The organism is Halobacteriovorax sp. JY17, assembly GCF_002753895.1.
In the GTDB taxonomy this organism is placed as follows: Bacteria; Bdellovibrionota; Bacteriovoracia; order Bacteriovoracales; family Bacteriovoracaceae; genus Halobacteriovorax.
In genome coordinates, this window is record NZ_NJER01000001.1 from 989,404 (window position 1) to 1,006,691 (window position 17,288).

Here is a 17,288-nt window from a genome sequence, read left to right on the forward strand (position 1 = left end):
CCTTATATATTATTTAATTTAATCTAAGTAACTGAAATTATGAATCGGCGTGAGCTGCATCAGCCTCTGTTGAATCTTCTTTTGCTGAAGACCCTTTAGAAACGGCCTTCTTAGTTGGGGCAACGATAGTTATAATTCTATTTCCCATCATCTTAGGGTCTGCCTCAATTTGAGAACCCATCTCTTCAACAGTAGCGAGAATGTCTTTAAATTTAAGCATTCCCTGATCTCTATAGGCCATTTCACGCCCACGAAATTGCATAACCATTTTTATCTTATCACCTTGCTCTAGAAATTTCTCAGCTCTCTTAAGCTTTGTTTCTAAATCATGGGCCTCAATATTTGGTCTAAACTGTATCTCTTTAAGAGAGACCTGCGCTTGCTTCTTCTTAGCTTCGTTGGCCTTCTTTTGTTGATCATATTTGAATTTACCGAAATCAATAACTTTTACTACTGGAGGTTTTGCCGTAGGAGAAACTTCAACAAGATCTAAACCTAGATCACTTGCTATATCTCTAGCTTTATCTAAAGTAACGACACCATAAGCAGTACCGTCATCACCAATGAGTCTACACTCACTGATTCTAATTTGATCGTTAATACGAGGACCTAAGTTCTTCCCTCTAGCGCCGCGATGCTTGTCTTTAATAAATCACCTCCAAGTGAATTTTCTATTATCGCATAAGCATATGAAATATCATGCTAACGCAAATAATTAAAGCTATTTTGCTTTAATTTTGGCCTATTTTAAAAAAATAATCAACTTTTCCAAAATTCTAAATGAATTAATTGCTCTAAACTTCCAGAAACCCTAACTCTCCACATTGGTAGATAGTTCTCAGCCTTGCGCAGTGCTTTTTCCGCAGCAAATATTGAGTCCATTTTCATGTCCCCACTATACTCGTGACTCACAATCTTCGATGAGTTTAAATCCATTGAAGATAACTCAAAATCGGCCAAGAACTCAGCGTCGCAAAAACCGATCACTTCCTTTGCAACCAAACAAGTTGAGTCTCTTCCTTCTAAATTTTCAGAATAATCTAAGAAGTAGATAAAGCTTGAACTGGAGCCCTTAGAAAGTTTTGGATTCTTATCGATAAAATTATCGATGAACTTCCAAGCACCAACAGAGTCTAATTCAACGATAGAGGACTTTCTAAATATTGTGCGACTATTGCCTAGAGAAACTTCTATTGAATTGCCCATCAGTTAAGCTTGAGAACGTAAATTGAACTTTCTAAGTTCAAGTAAGAGGTTTTCAAAGTTTGCAATATTTTCATCTAAGAGTTTTAGGTTTTTAACCTTAACTTCTCCTGCCGAATTTTCAATCATCTCTTCGTGTTGGAAGTATTTCATACTAGACTTAATTAAAGGCTCTGAGTTTGATTCAGGAAATTTTACAATCACTCCAAGGGCCTTCTCTTCTTTATGAATTTCTTTATACTTCTTTAAATAATCTGCAACTTTAAATCCTGCTTCTCCATGAGATTCACCAAGAGATTTAAAAGTACACGCACTCGTATAATAAGCTTCGATAATGTAATTAAACGACCTAGAAAATACTCCTAGGCTTGAAGCTATTGTGTATAGCTCTTTGTGAGACAACTCTAAACACTCTTCAAGAGTGCTAATATCTCGTCCAATAATATAAGAGAGAAGAATAAATGACTTCTCCATAAAGTCTTTAATCGTTGGAAGATAGAATTCATGTTTTAGCAGTCTTCTATGGCCAAGGAATAATTTCTTAAGATCATGGACTGTTTCAATCTTTCCACTAAAGAGATTTATCCACGCATAGTTAATTACCCATGGAACTAGGAAGTGGTGAAGAATTGTATTTTTAAAATACAGTAACTCTTGTCTGTGCTCATCTTTGATTGCGTAGAAAGTATGACTACGAGAACTCTTTCCGATCACATCGATTTTCTTATTCCCAATCATAATATCTAGAGCACGCCCTAGGCTGTCTTCGAGCTTCGCTTCTTGCATTGAATCGGTATAAGGAATTCGGTAGGTGTCGCAGAAACTAATAATCTGCTTCCCTTTAGCAAGAATATCGTGCCAATCCAAAGCACCAGCTGGTTCGTCTAGGAGAATCATTCCAAGGACCGCTGAAGGAGTCACGTTCATATTCGCGCCGACAGTTCTAAAACACTCAAAGGCTAAATTCTGTACGTCTTCTTTTAGAGTGTCATCGCAGTGCTTAGCCGCGATAACAGGCTCCCCTAGCTTTATGTGAACTGAACCAAATTGATAGCTAAAGAGCTTAAATAAGCTTAGGAGTTGTCCTGTACTCTCTTTTGTCTTCTTTCCACCGCCAAGTTCTTTAGCGAGAGATTTTTGTTCAGGAACATATTCGTGAACAATACTCACGGGAACAAAGGCCAAGTCTTTCTTTCTATCTTCAGGCAGATGACTATGGGCCTCCAGTAACATTTGATAGAGACCATATTTTGGAGAAAGTAATTTCCCTGTTCGAGAGCGCCCTCCTTCAAAGAAGAATTCAATCGGTTTTTGATTCATCAGCAAGTAGTAGAGATAGGCCTCTAGAGTCAGCTTATAAAGAATATCGCTGGCAAAAGATCTTCTAATGAAGAAACAACCAGACTTTCTAAAGAGCTTACCAATAGGAAAGATATTTAAATTATTCCCACCGGCAACATAGAGAGGAAATCCATACTTCTTAAAGACCATATAATTGATGGCCACATAGTCTGCGTGAGATTGATGATTAGGAACCATCACCACAGATTTTTCTTTTACTAATTTATTAAAGTCTACACCGTTCTCGCTAAAGTTCACTCCGTCATAGAGTTTTGGAAGCGTAGAATCTAAGAGCTTTTGAAAAGACTTGATATAGGTTTTAGAAAACTCTGCACGAATTTCTTTTAAATTCTTTAGGGCCTTTTCTCTTTCTTCTTTCGGGTTATCTCTTCCCTCAATTCTTGCTTTAAGCTTTGGGTAAGAGAGAACTATCTTTTCTTGTCCGTTAAATAGACTCATTAAAATCCTTTATTATCTCTTTCCGTGTGGACGAGATTCAATCATCCCTGACGTACTCATTTCCATGAATAGCCCCACTTCTTTCATTGCTGCAATATTATCTACACCAAGATAAGTCATTCCAGACCTTAGACCACCAGTGAGCTCAGATACAACGTCTGCAACTGATCCCTTACATGGAACCATTGTGTCTACACCTTCAGCGGCCATTCCCTTCGGAAGCTCGCCTCTCCAAGAGACTTGCGCGGCCTTTGAGGCCATTCCTCTATACTCTTTCATTCCACCTTTAAGCTCACCCGGAGTTTCAAGAGTTCCAGAAAGTAGAGACCCTGCCATAATTGTGTGGGCCCCAGCGCATAGAGCTTTTACGATATCGCCAGAAGTTTTAATCCCTCCATCGGCAATAACAGGAACCCCGTGCTTGATCGCTTCATCCACGCACATAGCAATAGCTGTTAGCTGAGGAACACCGTGTCCTGTAATAATTCTTGTCGTACACATCGAACCTGGACCAATTCCAACTTTAACAGCGTCAGCACCAAGGTCAATCATTCTCTTAACCCCTTCACCAGTGGCGACGTTACCTGCAATAACATCAATATGAGGCCAAGTCTTTTTTACATATTCAAGGGTCTCAAGCATCATAACAGAATCGCCGTGAGCGATATCAATAGTGAGGATTTCAACACCGATGTCAGCAAGAAGTTTTGCTCTAAGCTTTCCTTCTTCTTTTACACCAATTGAAGCGGCCACAGGACCTTTTAAATTATTTTCTTTAATATAGTTTTGGATTCTTCTCACATCTTCAACTTGTTCTTCAGGAGACATGAAGCGGTGAAGAATTCCAAGACCTCCAAGCTTAGCCATGGCACAGGCCATCTCTACACCAGTAACAGTGTCCATATTGGCAGAAATAATTGGAGTTTCAATTTCATAATTCTTAGTCGCCTTAGAATTAAGTGAAGGTATTCTTCTAGATGCAATTTCTGAGTGTCTTGGAATCATTAAGACATCATCAAAAGTTAAACCTTTTCCACGTTGTAGAATTTGTTGCGCATTGAACACGAGTTCCATGGTTTTCTCCCAAAAAGTTGATTTTGAGCTTATAAAATACCTTGTTAATTTTGGTTACACAACTATGACGCAGGTCAAATGCAGATTTTTTGGTGGAGGTGGCGCTGGAAACATAACTACGGCCCTCGAGAGATACCATCGACTAAAGCGAATTTCATCGCCCCTCCATTCTACTAAGACTAAGTAAGCCCCTTTAAGTTCTTTTGTAAATGTTTAGCTCTCTTATAAAATTCATCCTTGATTAATTTTGCTGTCTCAATTCCCTCGTAGTTTTCTTCAAACTCATCAACAAGGGAGTCAATCTCTTTTGAGATTAATTCAATTACTGTCACACCTTCTCTATAAAGTAGTGACTCTTTTATTTTCAATTCATTGGCCAAAATCTCAAAATTACTCATCCTTAGCTTGTGCCAATCATTATTACCACCAACTTTATAACTAAACTTTTTTGTAAATCCTTTATAAACCGAAGTACAAAGGAGATCATAAAAAGGCGATAGTCTTATTCCTTTATCAGTATAGAGAAAGCTTAGATTCTTTGAGTGACAATCATTGTTTCCAATAAGTAGGTTAAACCAAAACCACTTTAAAAACTGTGACAAGTCTTTCAGTGGAACGGCACTATTATCTTTAATCAATTTGTAGTTTTCAAACAGCTTGGGTCCACCATCCTCTTCATATTTCTTTCTTGAAGTTAGCCCCTGAGCTTGGCAAAAATCCTCTTGATGAATTCTAACTGTATTTTCTTTCACGATCCTACGATCAAATCGCTCAACAATATATAAAGGGTATTCTCCTTCAATTAAAATTGTCTTTGGGACATTTAGACCTATTAGACCTGCTAGCTTCATGCAAAAATGTTCATTATATGGAGTATCCTCAGTATTTCGATGATATCGAACATGAGGTTTTAATATATGTGTTGTTGGTTCTCCATTTAGAGGAATGAGAAATTTCTTATCTTTATAAATAACAGGAAACTTATCTTGGGCACCAGCGAGAGAGAAACGCCCGCCTTCCTCACTTATAATTGTTCCTGTGAGTGGTCTTTTATCTCTTAGAAATTCATATATTTTTTCAATTTCTATTTCAGAAGATTTATATTTCTCGCCCTTTCGCGCTTTATCCGTAGGACTCAAAATGAAAGCACCAGCACAATCAACTCCAAATTCTTTTAAGAAATGAAACTCATCTGTTACATTCTTCTCGGATAAACTCTCAATGGCCTGTCTAACTTCACCTTCGGGAAGAAGGTTTTCAAAGAATGCTTTTGTTTGTATGTGACTAAATGAATCTTCACTTAGAGGTAGATTAATTGAAATAGCAAAAGAGCTTTTCTTCTCTAACCAACTCTTCGCATATGAAAAGGACAATCTTTCTTCATCATCCTCAATCAACATACCAACTAGTTCTTCATTATAAAAAAGATTCAGGCTTTCACTCATAGCTACTCTCCTCGCTCACTACCTCTACCTTTTAAATAAAGATCAAGGCCAAGTAAGTTTGCGATAGAGATCAATGTTGAAAGCTTTATGTCACTTGCGCCAGATTCAATCTTTGCGATTCCTGCTCGTGATAAGCCTGCATAATCAGCAAGCTCAGTCTGTGTGATCTTTCTTTGCTTTCTGATTTCTTTAATCATTGATGCTATCTTTTTACTGTCATTTATAATTGATACTTTATCACTCATATGTATACTCCAGTATACATTATATGTTTTTTCTTGAATTTTTCAACAAAATTCTACTGTAGTAGACAAACAGTGAAAAAGTTATAAAAAGAAGTAAAAATGCTTACTTCAGTATACATCAAAGTACTCAAGTTCTGACCTATTCACAGATTTACTGTAACCAAGTAGACTAGTACCTTTTCACCAATTAGCCTATGGGTGGCGTTAAATTTTCTTCGCCTTTCAAAACATAATCTGGTGCGACTTCTTTCGGCCGTGCTGTTGCAAGAGCACGTCTAACCCATACGAGACCAAATGAAGATGCAATAATGCTACCGATGACAATGGAAATCCATACAGACCAAATCTCAAGTGAGAATATTTGAAGGCTAACGACAGTAAGAGATAGAGCAATTCCAATACGACTAAAAGTGATCCAAAACCCTGGCCATGAACGTCCTATTCCTTGAAAGATATTTGCTTCTATAAAAGCTATCGCGAAAAAAACATACCCAATAGGAACAACTCTAAAGTATTGAAGTGCATAATCAGTTACAAGTGGGTCACTAGTAAAAACTCCTACTATATAAGGCGCAAAGAGAAATGATAGTAAACTAAATACTAGCGCTGCTCCAGAACCAAAGTAAACTGCAAATTTCAACACTTCGCGAACTCGCTCATGCTTACCTGCTCCTATATTCTGTCCTATCAAAGACATTGCACCAAAACCAAATCCAATGGCGGGAATAAAGGCAAAGAACTCAATTCGAAAACCAATTGAAAATGCAGCGGCCCCAGCCTCATAAAAAGAAGCTGAGACAAAGAACATTAAAGCAGAAAAACCAAGAGGGTTTAAAACTTGATTCAAAGAAGCAGGTAATCCAATATTAATAACACTTTTAACTGAACTCCACTCTAGTTGTAAGAGTTTCAACTTAAGTGGAACCATCATCGTTGGTTTCATTAAAAGTCTCAACGCTAAAATTAGAAATACGACTTGTGAGATAAGCGTTGCATAGGCTGCGCCAGCAATACCAAGTTCTGGGAATCCTCCATAACCAAAAATCAAAAGAGGATCAAGTATAGTATTTACCAATGTCGAAACAGCGAAGAGTTTTGTCATCGTGAAATTATCACCTTGAGCATTAAAAGAAATGGATGTCATCATCATCAAAAATGTAAAGATTGACCCAGAGGTAACAACAGTAAAGTATGGTTGAGCAAGAGGTAGTATATCCCCAACTGCGCCAGAGATAACAAGGAGCTTATTTTTAAAGATTAAAATAATTGCTGTAAAAAATAGCGCTGCAAAAATTGTTAATAAATAACCTTGTCCAAGAATACGCTCTGCTAGGTCTTTTTTATTAGCACCAATATTTTGACCAACTAAAACTGCTGTTCCAACAGATACTCCCATAGCTAAACTGATCATAACAAATAAAACGATTTGAGAGATTGATACTGCGGCGATGGCCGAAGCAGAAAGTTTAGCAACCCAAAAAGCATCAACTAAATTATAAAGAGAATGAAAAAACATCGAAAGCATCATAGGCCATGCAAGAGACCAAAGTTGCTTTGGAATATGTCCGTTTGTTAAATCTTGTCCTTGCATTAGAATTCCTTTTGCCCTCTATTCGACTTAGAGAATCTCATTATACTATCTCGCGAGATAAAGCCCATAACTATGAGATCTTACTTTTCGAAGAGAGATGACAATATCTGAATAGATAAGTGTGTGATTCACGCGACCATGTCTAAGTTCCTCGCACTCGTCTTTTAAAGAGAGTGACATTCTTTGCATATCGCTATTATCGCTTTTCACTCCTGCTCCTAAATTTTCACAGCAGAGTTCATAGAAAGATCTAACTTTAGAGAGTAGATCTGCAATTTTCGCTAAATCTTCTTTAGAGAGAGATTCCTCAATTGAGAGCTTCGTCTTATGTGTCACGAAATCATTTAAGTAGTCAGCGATACTTTCAAATTCTTTTGCTACAAATAAAATAGAGAGGGCCTCCTTGGCCTGTGATGAATTGAGAGAATTTTCCATGAGAGTTTGAATAAACTCACTCATCTCACTACAAATCCTATCCGTTATATCTTCATATTTCTTAATTTTGGCAAGCTGTCTTGGACTACTTTCAATATCGCTAATATAAATTTCAGCGTGATCAAACATACGATCAACAATGCTTTTAAGTTTATACATCTCTTTATGCGCTTGCCATAGAGAGGTCGCAGGAATGAGTTCATCAGATCTTCCAAACGCTAAAAGCCTTTGAGGTATTTTAACCTCTGGACTTGGAATCATTTTAAAAATTGAATCTCTTATAAATTTAAAGAAGATCAGAGCTAGAATAATATTTACAGCATTTAACGTTGTATAAAAGAAAGGTAGAACTAGATTTATTCCTACATACGATTGAATTAACTTTAAGCTACTTGAAAAGAACGTTAAATAAATCAGTGTTACTGGAATAGATAGAGAGTTTAAAAAGATATTAAAGAGTGCCGATCTCTGTCCTTCGATATTACCTTTCTTAGAGTTTAAGAAAAGTTTAATACAAGGGCCTAGTGCCGCTCCAGCAAGAACAGCACATGAGAGTTCTACTGAAATATTATGAGTATAAAAGAAGGCCATAAAGAGACCGATTAAGAGCACTGTACTATTTAGAAAATAAGAAACCACAACACCAAGAATAATCGCGATAGCGAGAAAGAGAAAATTATTACTTTCTACAAGTATTGTCGAAATGACCAGTGTGTCTGAATTAAAAAATGTGATACACAGATCAAGTCCAAGATAGAGAAATCCAATACCAAGAATAACTCTAGAGAGTAACTTTACTGCGAGTATTCTAATAAAGAAATGACCAACGGCCCCAACGAAGAGAAAGAGATAAGACCAATGAGAGAGATCAAAGGTAAAGAGCCAAGGAAAAGCTGAGGCACCGAGATTTACACCCATTATAAAGAGTGCAGAAATACTAAATCTTACAATTCCAGAATTAACTAAACCTAGAATCATATTAGTGCACGAGTAAACACTTAGAACACTCGCTCCACTAAGAAGTCCCATCAGAAATGAATTTCTCGATCTAATAACCGTTCTAGCATTTAGTCCGCGCAGAAGCTCGCCAGAGAGAGACTGCATCGAAAGAACAAGAAAGTTTATAGCAAAAATAAAGAGAGCAACACCACCTAAGAGGGGCCAGATGCGTTCTATGGGGATCATATATTCAACTTGTAGTTAATTTAGCAAAAAATATTGGAATAATAATATAGAGAATTGTGTCTCGAACTAAATAAAAAAGAAAGAAATAAATAAAGGCCTTTGGACCTTTATCCCATAGTTTTTCAATACCAAGATATTGAACTTTCTTACTCATTGAAATCATGAAGGGAGTTTTCCCCCAATGCTTTACAAAGAAACTCAAGGCGCCATCGACACGCTTGTCGAATCTAAGAAATGCTCTTATAACAAAAGCTGGAGTCATGCGAAGAAGAAATGCTTTTATCACATCTCCCCACCTCTCCCAAAATGGTCGAGAGTCCTTATTTTCTATTGTATCTATGGCCTTATTCATGGTTGTTTATTACCAAAGAATGTTTGCTATGTGAAACAATTTGAAAAAAAACATAATTCTACATTTTTGTGACAATAATCCCTAACTACAGAGATATATTGGATAAAAGAAAGACATAGACACATAACAGCAAACTAAGATTGGAAATTATGATTAGTGGATTAAAAGTCATTAACCTGCCTGCAGGAACAAAAATAAATCGCCCAAAAAATGGAGAGCTCTTTATTCTTGAGACCTGTCAAAGAACTTTAGTTCTAGGATATAACTTTGTTCCCTTCCACCATATAGTAACGCCGGCCAAGGAAATCGAAACTTACGTTGCAGATAAAGCCTATAGCTACCTTTTAGAAACAATTTGTGGATTAAAGAGTAAGCTCCTTGGCGAAAATGAGATCACTTCGCAGTTTAAAAAGTCTTATACAGAGTACCTAGGCTACGGAATTAGAAATTCTCAAATCATGTCTATACTCGAAAAATTATTCATGGACGCGAAGAAGATTCGTACTTCTTACCTGAAGGAAATTGGACAACAGACGTATGCAGGTATTGCCAGAAAGTTACTTAGAAACTCTTCTTTAGATGGAGATATTCTCATTATCGGCTCAGGACAACTTGCAGAAGATTTAATAAAGCTTCTCTCAAAGAAGCACCGTATTTTTCTAAGTGCAAGAAATACAACGAAGGCCCTCGATTTAGTATCTAAATATAGTGATGACAATATTGAGTTAGTCGAGTGGAATAGTCTTGATGCGTGGTCAAAGTTTCCATTTATCATGAATACAATCGGTTCAAAGGCCTATTCTATCAATCACCACTTCTTCTTAGATTGGTCTAAGAATGATGAGAGATTATTCATTGATTTAGGTTCTCCCTGTGTGATAAATACTCCTTTCACAACCAGAGAAGAAGTATACAGACTTGAAGACATATTCGAGTTCGGAAAAATTTTAAACGAAAGCAAACAGCAGAAAGTACAAAGTGCCCATGCAGCAATAGAAACTCTTGTCCAAAAAAGAATTAATTCATTTGCTCTCAGCCTACCTTTCGGCTGGGAGGAAGTTCAATTTGTCTAAGAAAATATATAAGATTGGAACGAGAGGAAGTCTTCTCGCAGTCACTCAATGTACACAAGTAAAAGAAGAATTAGAGAAACTAACTGGTGATGAGTTTGTTCTTGAGATTATTAAAACTCAAGGAGATCTCATAACTGACAAACCTCTCTGGCAACTTGATGGGAAGGACTTCTTTACTAAAGAATTAGACGAAGCTCTCCTTAGAAAGAATGTAGACATGGTTGTTCACTCCTATAAAGACCTTGGAAGTGAAAGACCTGAAGGTATCAAGCTCGCGGCGATCACCAAGAGACACTTTGCTCACGACATTCTCTTTATAAGAAATGAAACGATTCCAAAAATAAATTCAATGAATACTTTTACTGTAGGGACAAGCTCTCCAAGGCGAATCGTCAATCTCGAATCAGGGCTTAAAGAGTTTCTTCCAGCGAACTCAGTAAAAGTTGAAACAAAGATGCTTCGAGGAAATGTAAATACTAGAATTGGAAAGCTTGTAAAAGGTGAATACGACGCGATTGTTCTCGCTCTTCCTGGAATTGAAAGACTCGCTCACAGTGAGAATTCTTTAAAAGAGCTAGAAGTTTTACTTAAAGACTTAAATTATATGATTCTTCCTCAGAGTGAATTCCCTTCGGCGGCGTCTCAAGGGGCATTGGCGATAGAGTGTAATGAAGAAAATACTGAACTTCTAGAGAAGTTAAAACTCATAGAAGATAAAGATACTGTAAGTGAAGTTAGTAGAGAGAGATCGGCCTTTAAGAGCTATGGTGGTGGTTGTCACTTAGCAGTTGGAATCAACGTTAGAAAATCTGGTCTAAATTATATTCACATACATAAAGGAAGAGCGGACGACAAAGAAATTAGTGAATATCAACTAGAGTCAGTTTCTGAAACTTTTCAAGGTGATAAGTCTAAAGTCTTTATTGGAATGCCTTCATCAAAGGACGCAAATTCGGAGTATCTCTTTGATGAGTTGATTACCAAAGTACCAACCTCTCCTATAGAGATTGCAGAAAAGTCAGATTTCTTTGTAACGAGTAAGTACTGTATAGATCAACTTGAACACTCAAGAAGCTCTATTCAAAATCTATGGGCGGCGGGGACTAGAACCATGAAAGAATTAACTCAGAGAGGTTTCTGGGTTAATGGGACAAGTAATTCTCTAGGACATGATGAATTAGAAATTCTTAGAAGCTCAAAATGTATTCAAGTCATGAACAAAAAGAAAGAGTTAAAAGTTTTAACTCATAGAGACTCAAAATCGAATCACGGAGAAATCATTGGTTGCTACGATAGAAACCTAAACCATATCTCTGATGAGTATAGAGAAAAACTTTTAAAGACAGAAATATTCTTCTGGACGAGCTTTAATCAATATCTAGAGTTTGTAAGATTAATACCAGCGATTAAAGATAGATTTCACTGCGCAGGACTTGGAAAAACAAAGAATCGTTTTGAAGCAGAAGGAATCAGAGTCAAAACATTTATAGGTGTGAGAGATTTTAAAAATTGGATTAAGGAATAAGTATGACTACTCAAAGTGAATTATTTGAAAAATCAAAAGAATTAGTACCTGGTGGAGTACACTCACCTGTTAGAAGTTTCAAAGGACTTCATACAACTCCAAGATTCATTAAGAAATCCCACGGGGCAATGATTGAAGATGTTGACGGAAAAGACTATATAGATTTCTGCATGAGTTTTGGCCCACTAGTTCTTGGTCACAAAGATGAAGACGTTGAAAAGAGTCTCGTTGGCGCTCTATCAAGAGGCTGGAGCTACGGAACTTGTGAGCCGTACTCACTAGATCTCGCTGAATACCTTCTTTCAAAATTAGACTTTGTTGATCAAATACGTTTTGTAAACTCTGGAACAGAGGCCGTAATGACGGCCCTCAGACTTGCCAGAGGAACAACAGGTAAAGATAAGATTATAAAATTCAATGGTTGTTATCATGGTCACACAGATAGCATGCTCATTAAAGCTGGCTCTGGCTTAGCGGGAACAAGCGAAGCTTCTAGTGCAGGTGTTCCAAAGGGAATATCAGACGATACTCTTGTTCTAGAGCTTGGTGACAGAGAAGGTATTGAGCAATGTTTCAAAGATCACCCAGGCCAAATTGCTGCCATAATTATCGAACCTCTTCCGGCCAATAATGGTCTACTCATTCAAGATCAAAGCTTCCTTGAATATTTGAGAGAAGTTACAACAAAGAATGAAGCTCTACTTATTTTTGATGAAGTGATCTCAGGTTTTAGAGTAGCTTTTGGTGGAATGAGTGAATTAACAGAAATAACTCCTGATATCGTGACTTATGGAAAAATTATCGGTGGAGGACTTCCTGTTGGCGCTATTGCCGCCAAGAAAGAAATCATGAATAACCTCGCTCCTATTGGAAATGTCTATCAAGCGGGAACTCTTAGTGCCAATCCTTTAGCAATGGTTGGTGGACTTGAAACTCTTAAGAAAATGACCCCTGCGGCCTATGAGAAATTAAATCAGAATGCAAGTAGGATAATTGATGTTTTCTCAAAATGGTTACAAGAATATAACGACGGAGAATTTTCTCACTACTCTCTAACGGGTCATAGTTCACTTTTTTGGATTGTTGCTGGTAATGATATTAATTGTATGAATAAAATTCCTGCTGATATTACGGAGAAGTTCAACCCACTTTTTGAAACTCTTTTAAACAAGGGAATCTATCTTTCTCCAAATGCCTATGAAGTAGGATTTGTTAGTCTTGCTCACGATGAGAAAGTTATAGCAGAATTAGAAAAGAGGCTTTGGAATTAATTGAAAAAGAATAAGAGTCTCCTCCTATTAACAACGCTTCTAGTGACCACTACGCTTGCTCTTGCAACATGGTGGACATACTTACTCTATGTCTTTGGTGACAAGTTTGAAGAACTATCTAGAACCATGCCGGAACTAGGTCTTAGAGTAAATATAATTAGAATGCTAAAATGGGAAGCTTCAACCTTCATCATTTTAATTCTCTTTTTAACCGTAAGCTTCTTAGTCGTCTTCTTTAAAGATCATAGAAAAACTAAGGCACTACAATCTTTCTTTGCTAGTCTTACCCATGAGCTTAAAACACCTCTGGCGAGTATTAGACTTCAATCGGAAGTGATTACCGACGTAGCAGAATCTTTAGAGAGCGCTCAACTAGTAAAGCTTACCAGTCGGCTTATAGAAGACACGGCAAATCTTGAAACACAAATGGACAAAATTCTACAGCTCTCACGACTTGAAAGAGGTGGGACGGTAAACTTAAGACCAATTGATCTAATAAAGATAATCAAAAAGGTTTCAAATAATTACAAGGTGCTCTATAGAATTGAACTTACAGAAGAGAGCGTTAGTGAAGTCATGGGTGACGAGTTGGCCATTGAGCTTATTATTAAGAACCTCTTTGAAAATACAAAGAATCACACTAAGACGGAAACAATAAGTATTAAGTTGGTGGAAGAGACGGCCAACAATATCATTAGACTCCACTATAAAGATCAAGGGACGTTCTCAGGAGATCGTTCGAAACTTGGAATGATCTTCTATAAGTACGACAGTAAGAAAGGTAGTGGAATCGGACTCTACCTAATTAGAAAGTTCATGTCTCTTATGAAAGGACAGGCCATATTTCACGGTGAGAACTCACTAGAAACCGAACTTATTTTCACTAAGGCCCAACTATGATTAAAGGAAAAATCCTCATTGTAGAAGATGAGAAGAATTTAGGAATTACTCTGCAGGAATACTTAAGTGGACTTGGACATGATTGTCGCCTGGCCACAACAGCATCTGAGGCGAAGGCCTCCTTTCATGAGGGTAACCCAAAAATCATTCTAATGGATATAGGACTTCCCGATGGAAATGGACTAGACCTAGCAAGAGAGTTTAGAAAAGTTCGAAAAGATTTCGTCCTCTTATTTCTCTCCGCTCAAAACGACCCTGAAACAAGAGTTGAAGGATTGGAGATAGGTGCCGAAGACTATATAACGAAGCCATTTGCCCTTAAAGAATTAGTTCTTAGACTAAATAGAATACTAGAACATCAAAGTATAACGAACTCTTCTCCAGACGAAATAAAGGTTGGAGATCTAAAAATTTGGTTTAAGAGATTTGAGCTTGAAAATGGAAATGGGGAGATCACTCCTATTTCTCAAAAGGAATGCTCTATATTAGAACTTCTTATTAGAAATGAATCTCAGGCCACGACAAGAGAAGAAATTATCGAAGCGGTTTGGGGAGAGGATAAATTCCCATCAAATAGAACTGTAGACAACTACATAGTCTCCCTAAGAAAGTGGTGTGAGACTTCAAAAGAAAATGCAATCGAAATAAAAAGTATTAGAGGGATTGGCTATAAATTAAATTTCAACGCTAAATCCGTAGAAAAATAAGAGGAAAAAATGGGACTATTTAACGACAGAACACAAGTGAATGGAAAGACAGGCGTACCAGTATGGTTTATGAGACAGGCGGGAAGATATCATTCTCACTATCAGAATATAAAGAAAGACTCTGACTTTATGACTATGTGTAAGACACCTGCTCTTGCCAATGAAATTACTCACGGTCCTATTGATGACTTTAATTTCGATGCCGCGATTTTATTTTCAGATCTACTCTTCCCTCTTGAGCAACTAAATATGGGACTAGTTTATAATCCAGGGCCAATTCTTGATAAGAAAATTGAAACCATTGAAGATCTTAACAAGCTAAGTGTCAAAGCTCCTGCTACAGAGTATTATAACTTTCAAAAAGAGGCCTGTACTCTACTTAGAAACTCACTAGCGAAAGATAAGACGCTTCTAGGTTTTGTTGGTGCTCCTTTCACTCTCTATTCATATGCAACAGAGGGAAGCCACGCAGGAAGTCTTACAAGTTCCAAACTAGGTCTCTACGATGGACGCTTTCAAGGCTTCCTTGAAAAGCTTATGCCAGAATTAGTAGAAAATATGTGTATTCAAGCAGAAGGTGGAGCAGATGCGATGTGCCTCTTTGACACTGCTGTTGGAGAATTACATATAGAAGACTTTAAGACTTATATTATTCCGGCCCTAAAATCTGTGACCAAAGCATTTAAGGCCAGATATCCAGAAAAGAAAGTTATCTACTACTCAAAGCTTACTCATATGGAATACCTAAGAGAAATCCAAGACGATAATATTGATGTTCTAGGAATTGACTGGAGAATGAATCTAGCAAGTGCACTCAACGAGTTTGGAAAAGACTACTATATCCAAGGGAATTTTGACCCTAGCTGGCTACATCTTCCATGGGAGCATGTTGAAACAAATTTAAAGAGAATGTGGCAAGGTCTTCAAGACCAGAATGTTCCTTTTGAGAAGTGGATTTGTGGTCTAGGTCACGGAGTTCTTCAACATACTCCAGAAGATAACGTGAGAAACGCTGTTTCCTATATCCACGAGAACTTCGTCTATTAATGGGTCAAAACCTAAAAGATCTATTGGTTAATTTCCACTCCCACGGAAGAAGGTATAGCTACTATCCCTCTCTTCCAACTTGGAGTGGAAACGAAGAAAAAGAACTTATAATTGAAAGTTTAAATTTAAAAGAGACCAATCTCTATATTCACATCCCCTACTGTTCATCTCTTTGTACATTCTGCGGCTGCAATATAAAGATCACAAAATCTAAAGAACAATTCACCACCTATATTGAAAAAATTCTGGTAGAGTGGAAGAACTACAAAAATAAAAACCCTAATATAAGCCTCTCATCCATCTATCTAGGAGGAGGAACTCCTACATACTTAGAGCTTGAGGACTTGAAGTTTCTGATTGATTCCATTCTAAGAGATACCGAAGTGTCTACAGACTTCATAGGGACAGTTGAAACAGACCCGCGGGTTCCACAGGCCGAGAAGCTAAGATACCTAGCAGGAGTTGGATTTAACTCTATCAGCATAGGTGTACAAGACACCAATAGAGAAACACTACTAAATGTAAATAGAGACCAAAGTTTCGATCAAGTACGCGAACTTGTAAGTTTTTCTAGAGAGATTGGTTTTTCGGAAGTTAATTTAGACCTAATCTATGGCCTTCCTTTTCAGACGAAGAAAACTTTTACAAAGACTATTGAAGATATTATCGAGCTCTCTCCAGACAGGATTGCCAACTACCCTCTTGCAAAAGTTCCATGGCAAATGGACTTACAAAATGCACTGGGAATCTATAAGCCCTTAGGTGTCTATGAGATGTATGACCTCTATATTCTTTCTGATGAAATTCTTAAAAAAAATGGTTACAAGCTTCTTGGAATGGGACACTACAGTCTTTCAAGTGAAAACTATAATAGAAATATTACTGGATATACTAGAGCGAAAGATACCTCTCTCATTGCCCTAGGGACTTCGGCTATATCCAACACTAGTGATTACTTATTTCAAAATGATAAAATACTTGAGAAATATATGCTCTCTCCTAATTCTGCTATAAAATCTCATAAGAAATCAGAATTAGAAAAAAGTCTTGAAGTCTTATTCTCCCAAGTAAATTGCCTTTCAATTATTACAAAAGGCCTTATGGAAGTATGTTTTACACCTCCTCAATTAGAGCGAATAAAAAAGTCTCTTACTCATTTAAAGAATCATGACATTCTCATCGAACAAGAAAATGCATATCAAATCACTGATTTTGGAAAACACTTCAACAAAACCATTTGTCAGACTTTTGAAATATTCTAGAGCTCTTCGCCATTTTTTTAAATCGGCGAATGAAATATCCCCTAAGATAATAGAATAAGACAATCTCTCTTCGCCTAAAAAAAATCACGACGAAGTAAAAACTATCGAGAAGTTTTTAGTATTGCTAATTAGATCCTCGAACTTTAGAACATCCCTACAAAACATTTTTAACA

At 37.1% G+C, this 17,288-nt stretch carries 16 protein-coding genes; 7 read left to right on the forward strand and 9 right to left on the reverse strand.

Annotation, left to right across the window (positions count from 1 at the left end):
* Positions 1-37: 37 nt before the first annotated feature.
* From infC to CES88_RS04485, 9 genes are all read right to left on the reverse strand, one after another.
* A complete protein-coding gene (infC, locus tag CES88_RS04445; RefSeq protein WP_365992777.1) occupies positions 38-649 on the reverse strand; it encodes a translation initiation factor IF-3 in 612 nt (203 codons plus the stop codon).
* Between the two features lie 110 nt (positions 650-759).
* Complete coding sequence (locus CES88_RS04450) at positions 760-1,206, reverse strand: hypothetical protein (protein WP_290731521.1); 447 nt, start codon at positions 1,204-1,206, stop codon at positions 760-762.
* 3 nt (positions 1,207-1,209) lie between these two features.
* On the reverse strand, positions 1,210-3,003 hold the full coding sequence (locus CES88_RS04455; RefSeq protein WP_290731524.1) for a glycerol-3-phosphate acyltransferase: 1,794 nt from the start codon (positions 3,001-3,003) through the stop codon (positions 1,210-1,212).
* A 12-nt stretch (positions 3,004-3,015) separates the two neighbouring features.
* Positions 3,016-4,077, reverse strand: coding sequence for an IMP dehydrogenase (locus tag CES88_RS04460; protein WP_290731527.1), 1,062 nt, complete (start codon positions 4,075-4,077; stop codon positions 3,016-3,018).
* A gap of 179 nt (positions 4,078-4,256) precedes the next feature.
* Positions 4,257-5,522 carry a type II toxin-antitoxin system HipA family toxin gene (locus CES88_RS04465; protein WP_290731530.1) on the reverse strand — a complete coding sequence of 422 codons (1,266 nt, stop codon included), beginning with the start codon at positions 5,520-5,522 and terminating at the stop codon, positions 4,257-4,259.
* 2 nt (positions 5,523-5,524) lie between these two features.
* Positions 5,525-5,767: a helix-turn-helix transcriptional regulator gene (locus CES88_RS04470; RefSeq protein WP_290731532.1), complete on the reverse strand. Its 243-nt coding sequence runs from the start codon at positions 5,765-5,767 to the stop codon at positions 5,525-5,527.
* Positions 5,768-5,954: 187 nt separating this feature from the next.
* Positions 5,955-7,358 (reverse strand): MATE family efflux transporter, encoded by a 1,404-nt coding sequence (locus CES88_RS04475; RefSeq protein ID WP_290731535.1) that lies wholly within the window; start codon positions 7,356-7,358, stop codon positions 5,955-5,957.
* Between the two features lie 45 nt (positions 7,359-7,403).
* Entirely contained in the window at positions 7,404-8,978 is a 1,575-nt protein-coding gene (locus CES88_RS04480) for a Na/Pi symporter (protein ID WP_290731538.1), read from the reverse strand.
* Between the two features lie 4 nt (positions 8,979-8,982).
* Positions 8,983-9,330: a hypothetical protein gene (locus CES88_RS04485; protein WP_290731542.1), complete on the reverse strand. Its 348-nt coding sequence runs from the start codon at positions 9,328-9,330 to the stop codon at positions 8,983-8,985.
* A 149-nt stretch (positions 9,331-9,479) separates the two neighbouring features.
* Between CES88_RS04485 and CES88_RS04490 the strand changes: the two genes are divergently transcribed.
* Genes CES88_RS04490 through CES88_RS04520 form a run of 7 tightly spaced genes read left to right on the forward strand, consistent with a single transcriptional unit; the run spans position 9,480 to position 17,115 of the window.
* Positions 9,480-10,403 (forward strand): hypothetical protein, encoded by a 924-nt coding sequence (locus tag CES88_RS04490; RefSeq protein WP_290731545.1) that lies wholly within the window; start codon positions 9,480-9,482, stop codon positions 10,401-10,403.
* A complete protein-coding gene (gene hemC, locus CES88_RS04495) occupies positions 10,396-11,928 on the forward strand; it encodes a hydroxymethylbilane synthase (protein WP_290731548.1) in 1,533 nt (510 codons plus the stop codon). Before CES88_RS04490 ends, hemC begins: the two co-directional genes overlap by 8 nt.
* A gap of 2 nt (positions 11,929-11,930) precedes the next feature.
* Positions 11,931-13,199, forward strand: coding sequence for a glutamate-1-semialdehyde 2,1-aminomutase (locus tag CES88_RS04500; RefSeq protein WP_290731551.1), 1,269 nt, complete (start codon positions 11,931-11,933; stop codon positions 13,197-13,199).
* Complete coding sequence (locus CES88_RS04505) at positions 13,200-14,099, forward strand: HAMP domain-containing sensor histidine kinase (RefSeq protein WP_290731554.1); 900 nt, start codon at positions 13,200-13,202, stop codon at positions 14,097-14,099. It begins immediately after the preceding gene.
* On the forward strand, positions 14,096-14,806 hold the full coding sequence (locus CES88_RS04510; RefSeq protein ID WP_290731557.1) for a response regulator transcription factor: 711 nt from the start codon (positions 14,096-14,098) through the stop codon (positions 14,804-14,806). Before CES88_RS04505 ends, CES88_RS04510 begins: the two co-directional genes overlap by 4 nt.
* A 9-nt stretch (positions 14,807-14,815) precedes the next feature.
* Complete coding sequence (locus tag CES88_RS04515; protein WP_290731560.1) at positions 14,816-15,853, forward strand: uroporphyrinogen decarboxylase family protein; 1,038 nt, start codon at positions 14,816-14,818, stop codon at positions 15,851-15,853.
* Positions 15,853-17,115 (forward strand): coproporphyrinogen-III oxidase family protein, encoded by a 1,263-nt coding sequence (locus CES88_RS04520; protein WP_290731563.1) that lies wholly within the window; start codon positions 15,853-15,855, stop codon positions 17,113-17,115. Before CES88_RS04515 ends, CES88_RS04520 begins: the two co-directional genes overlap by 1 nt.
* Positions 17,116-17,288 lie beyond the last annotated feature (173 nt).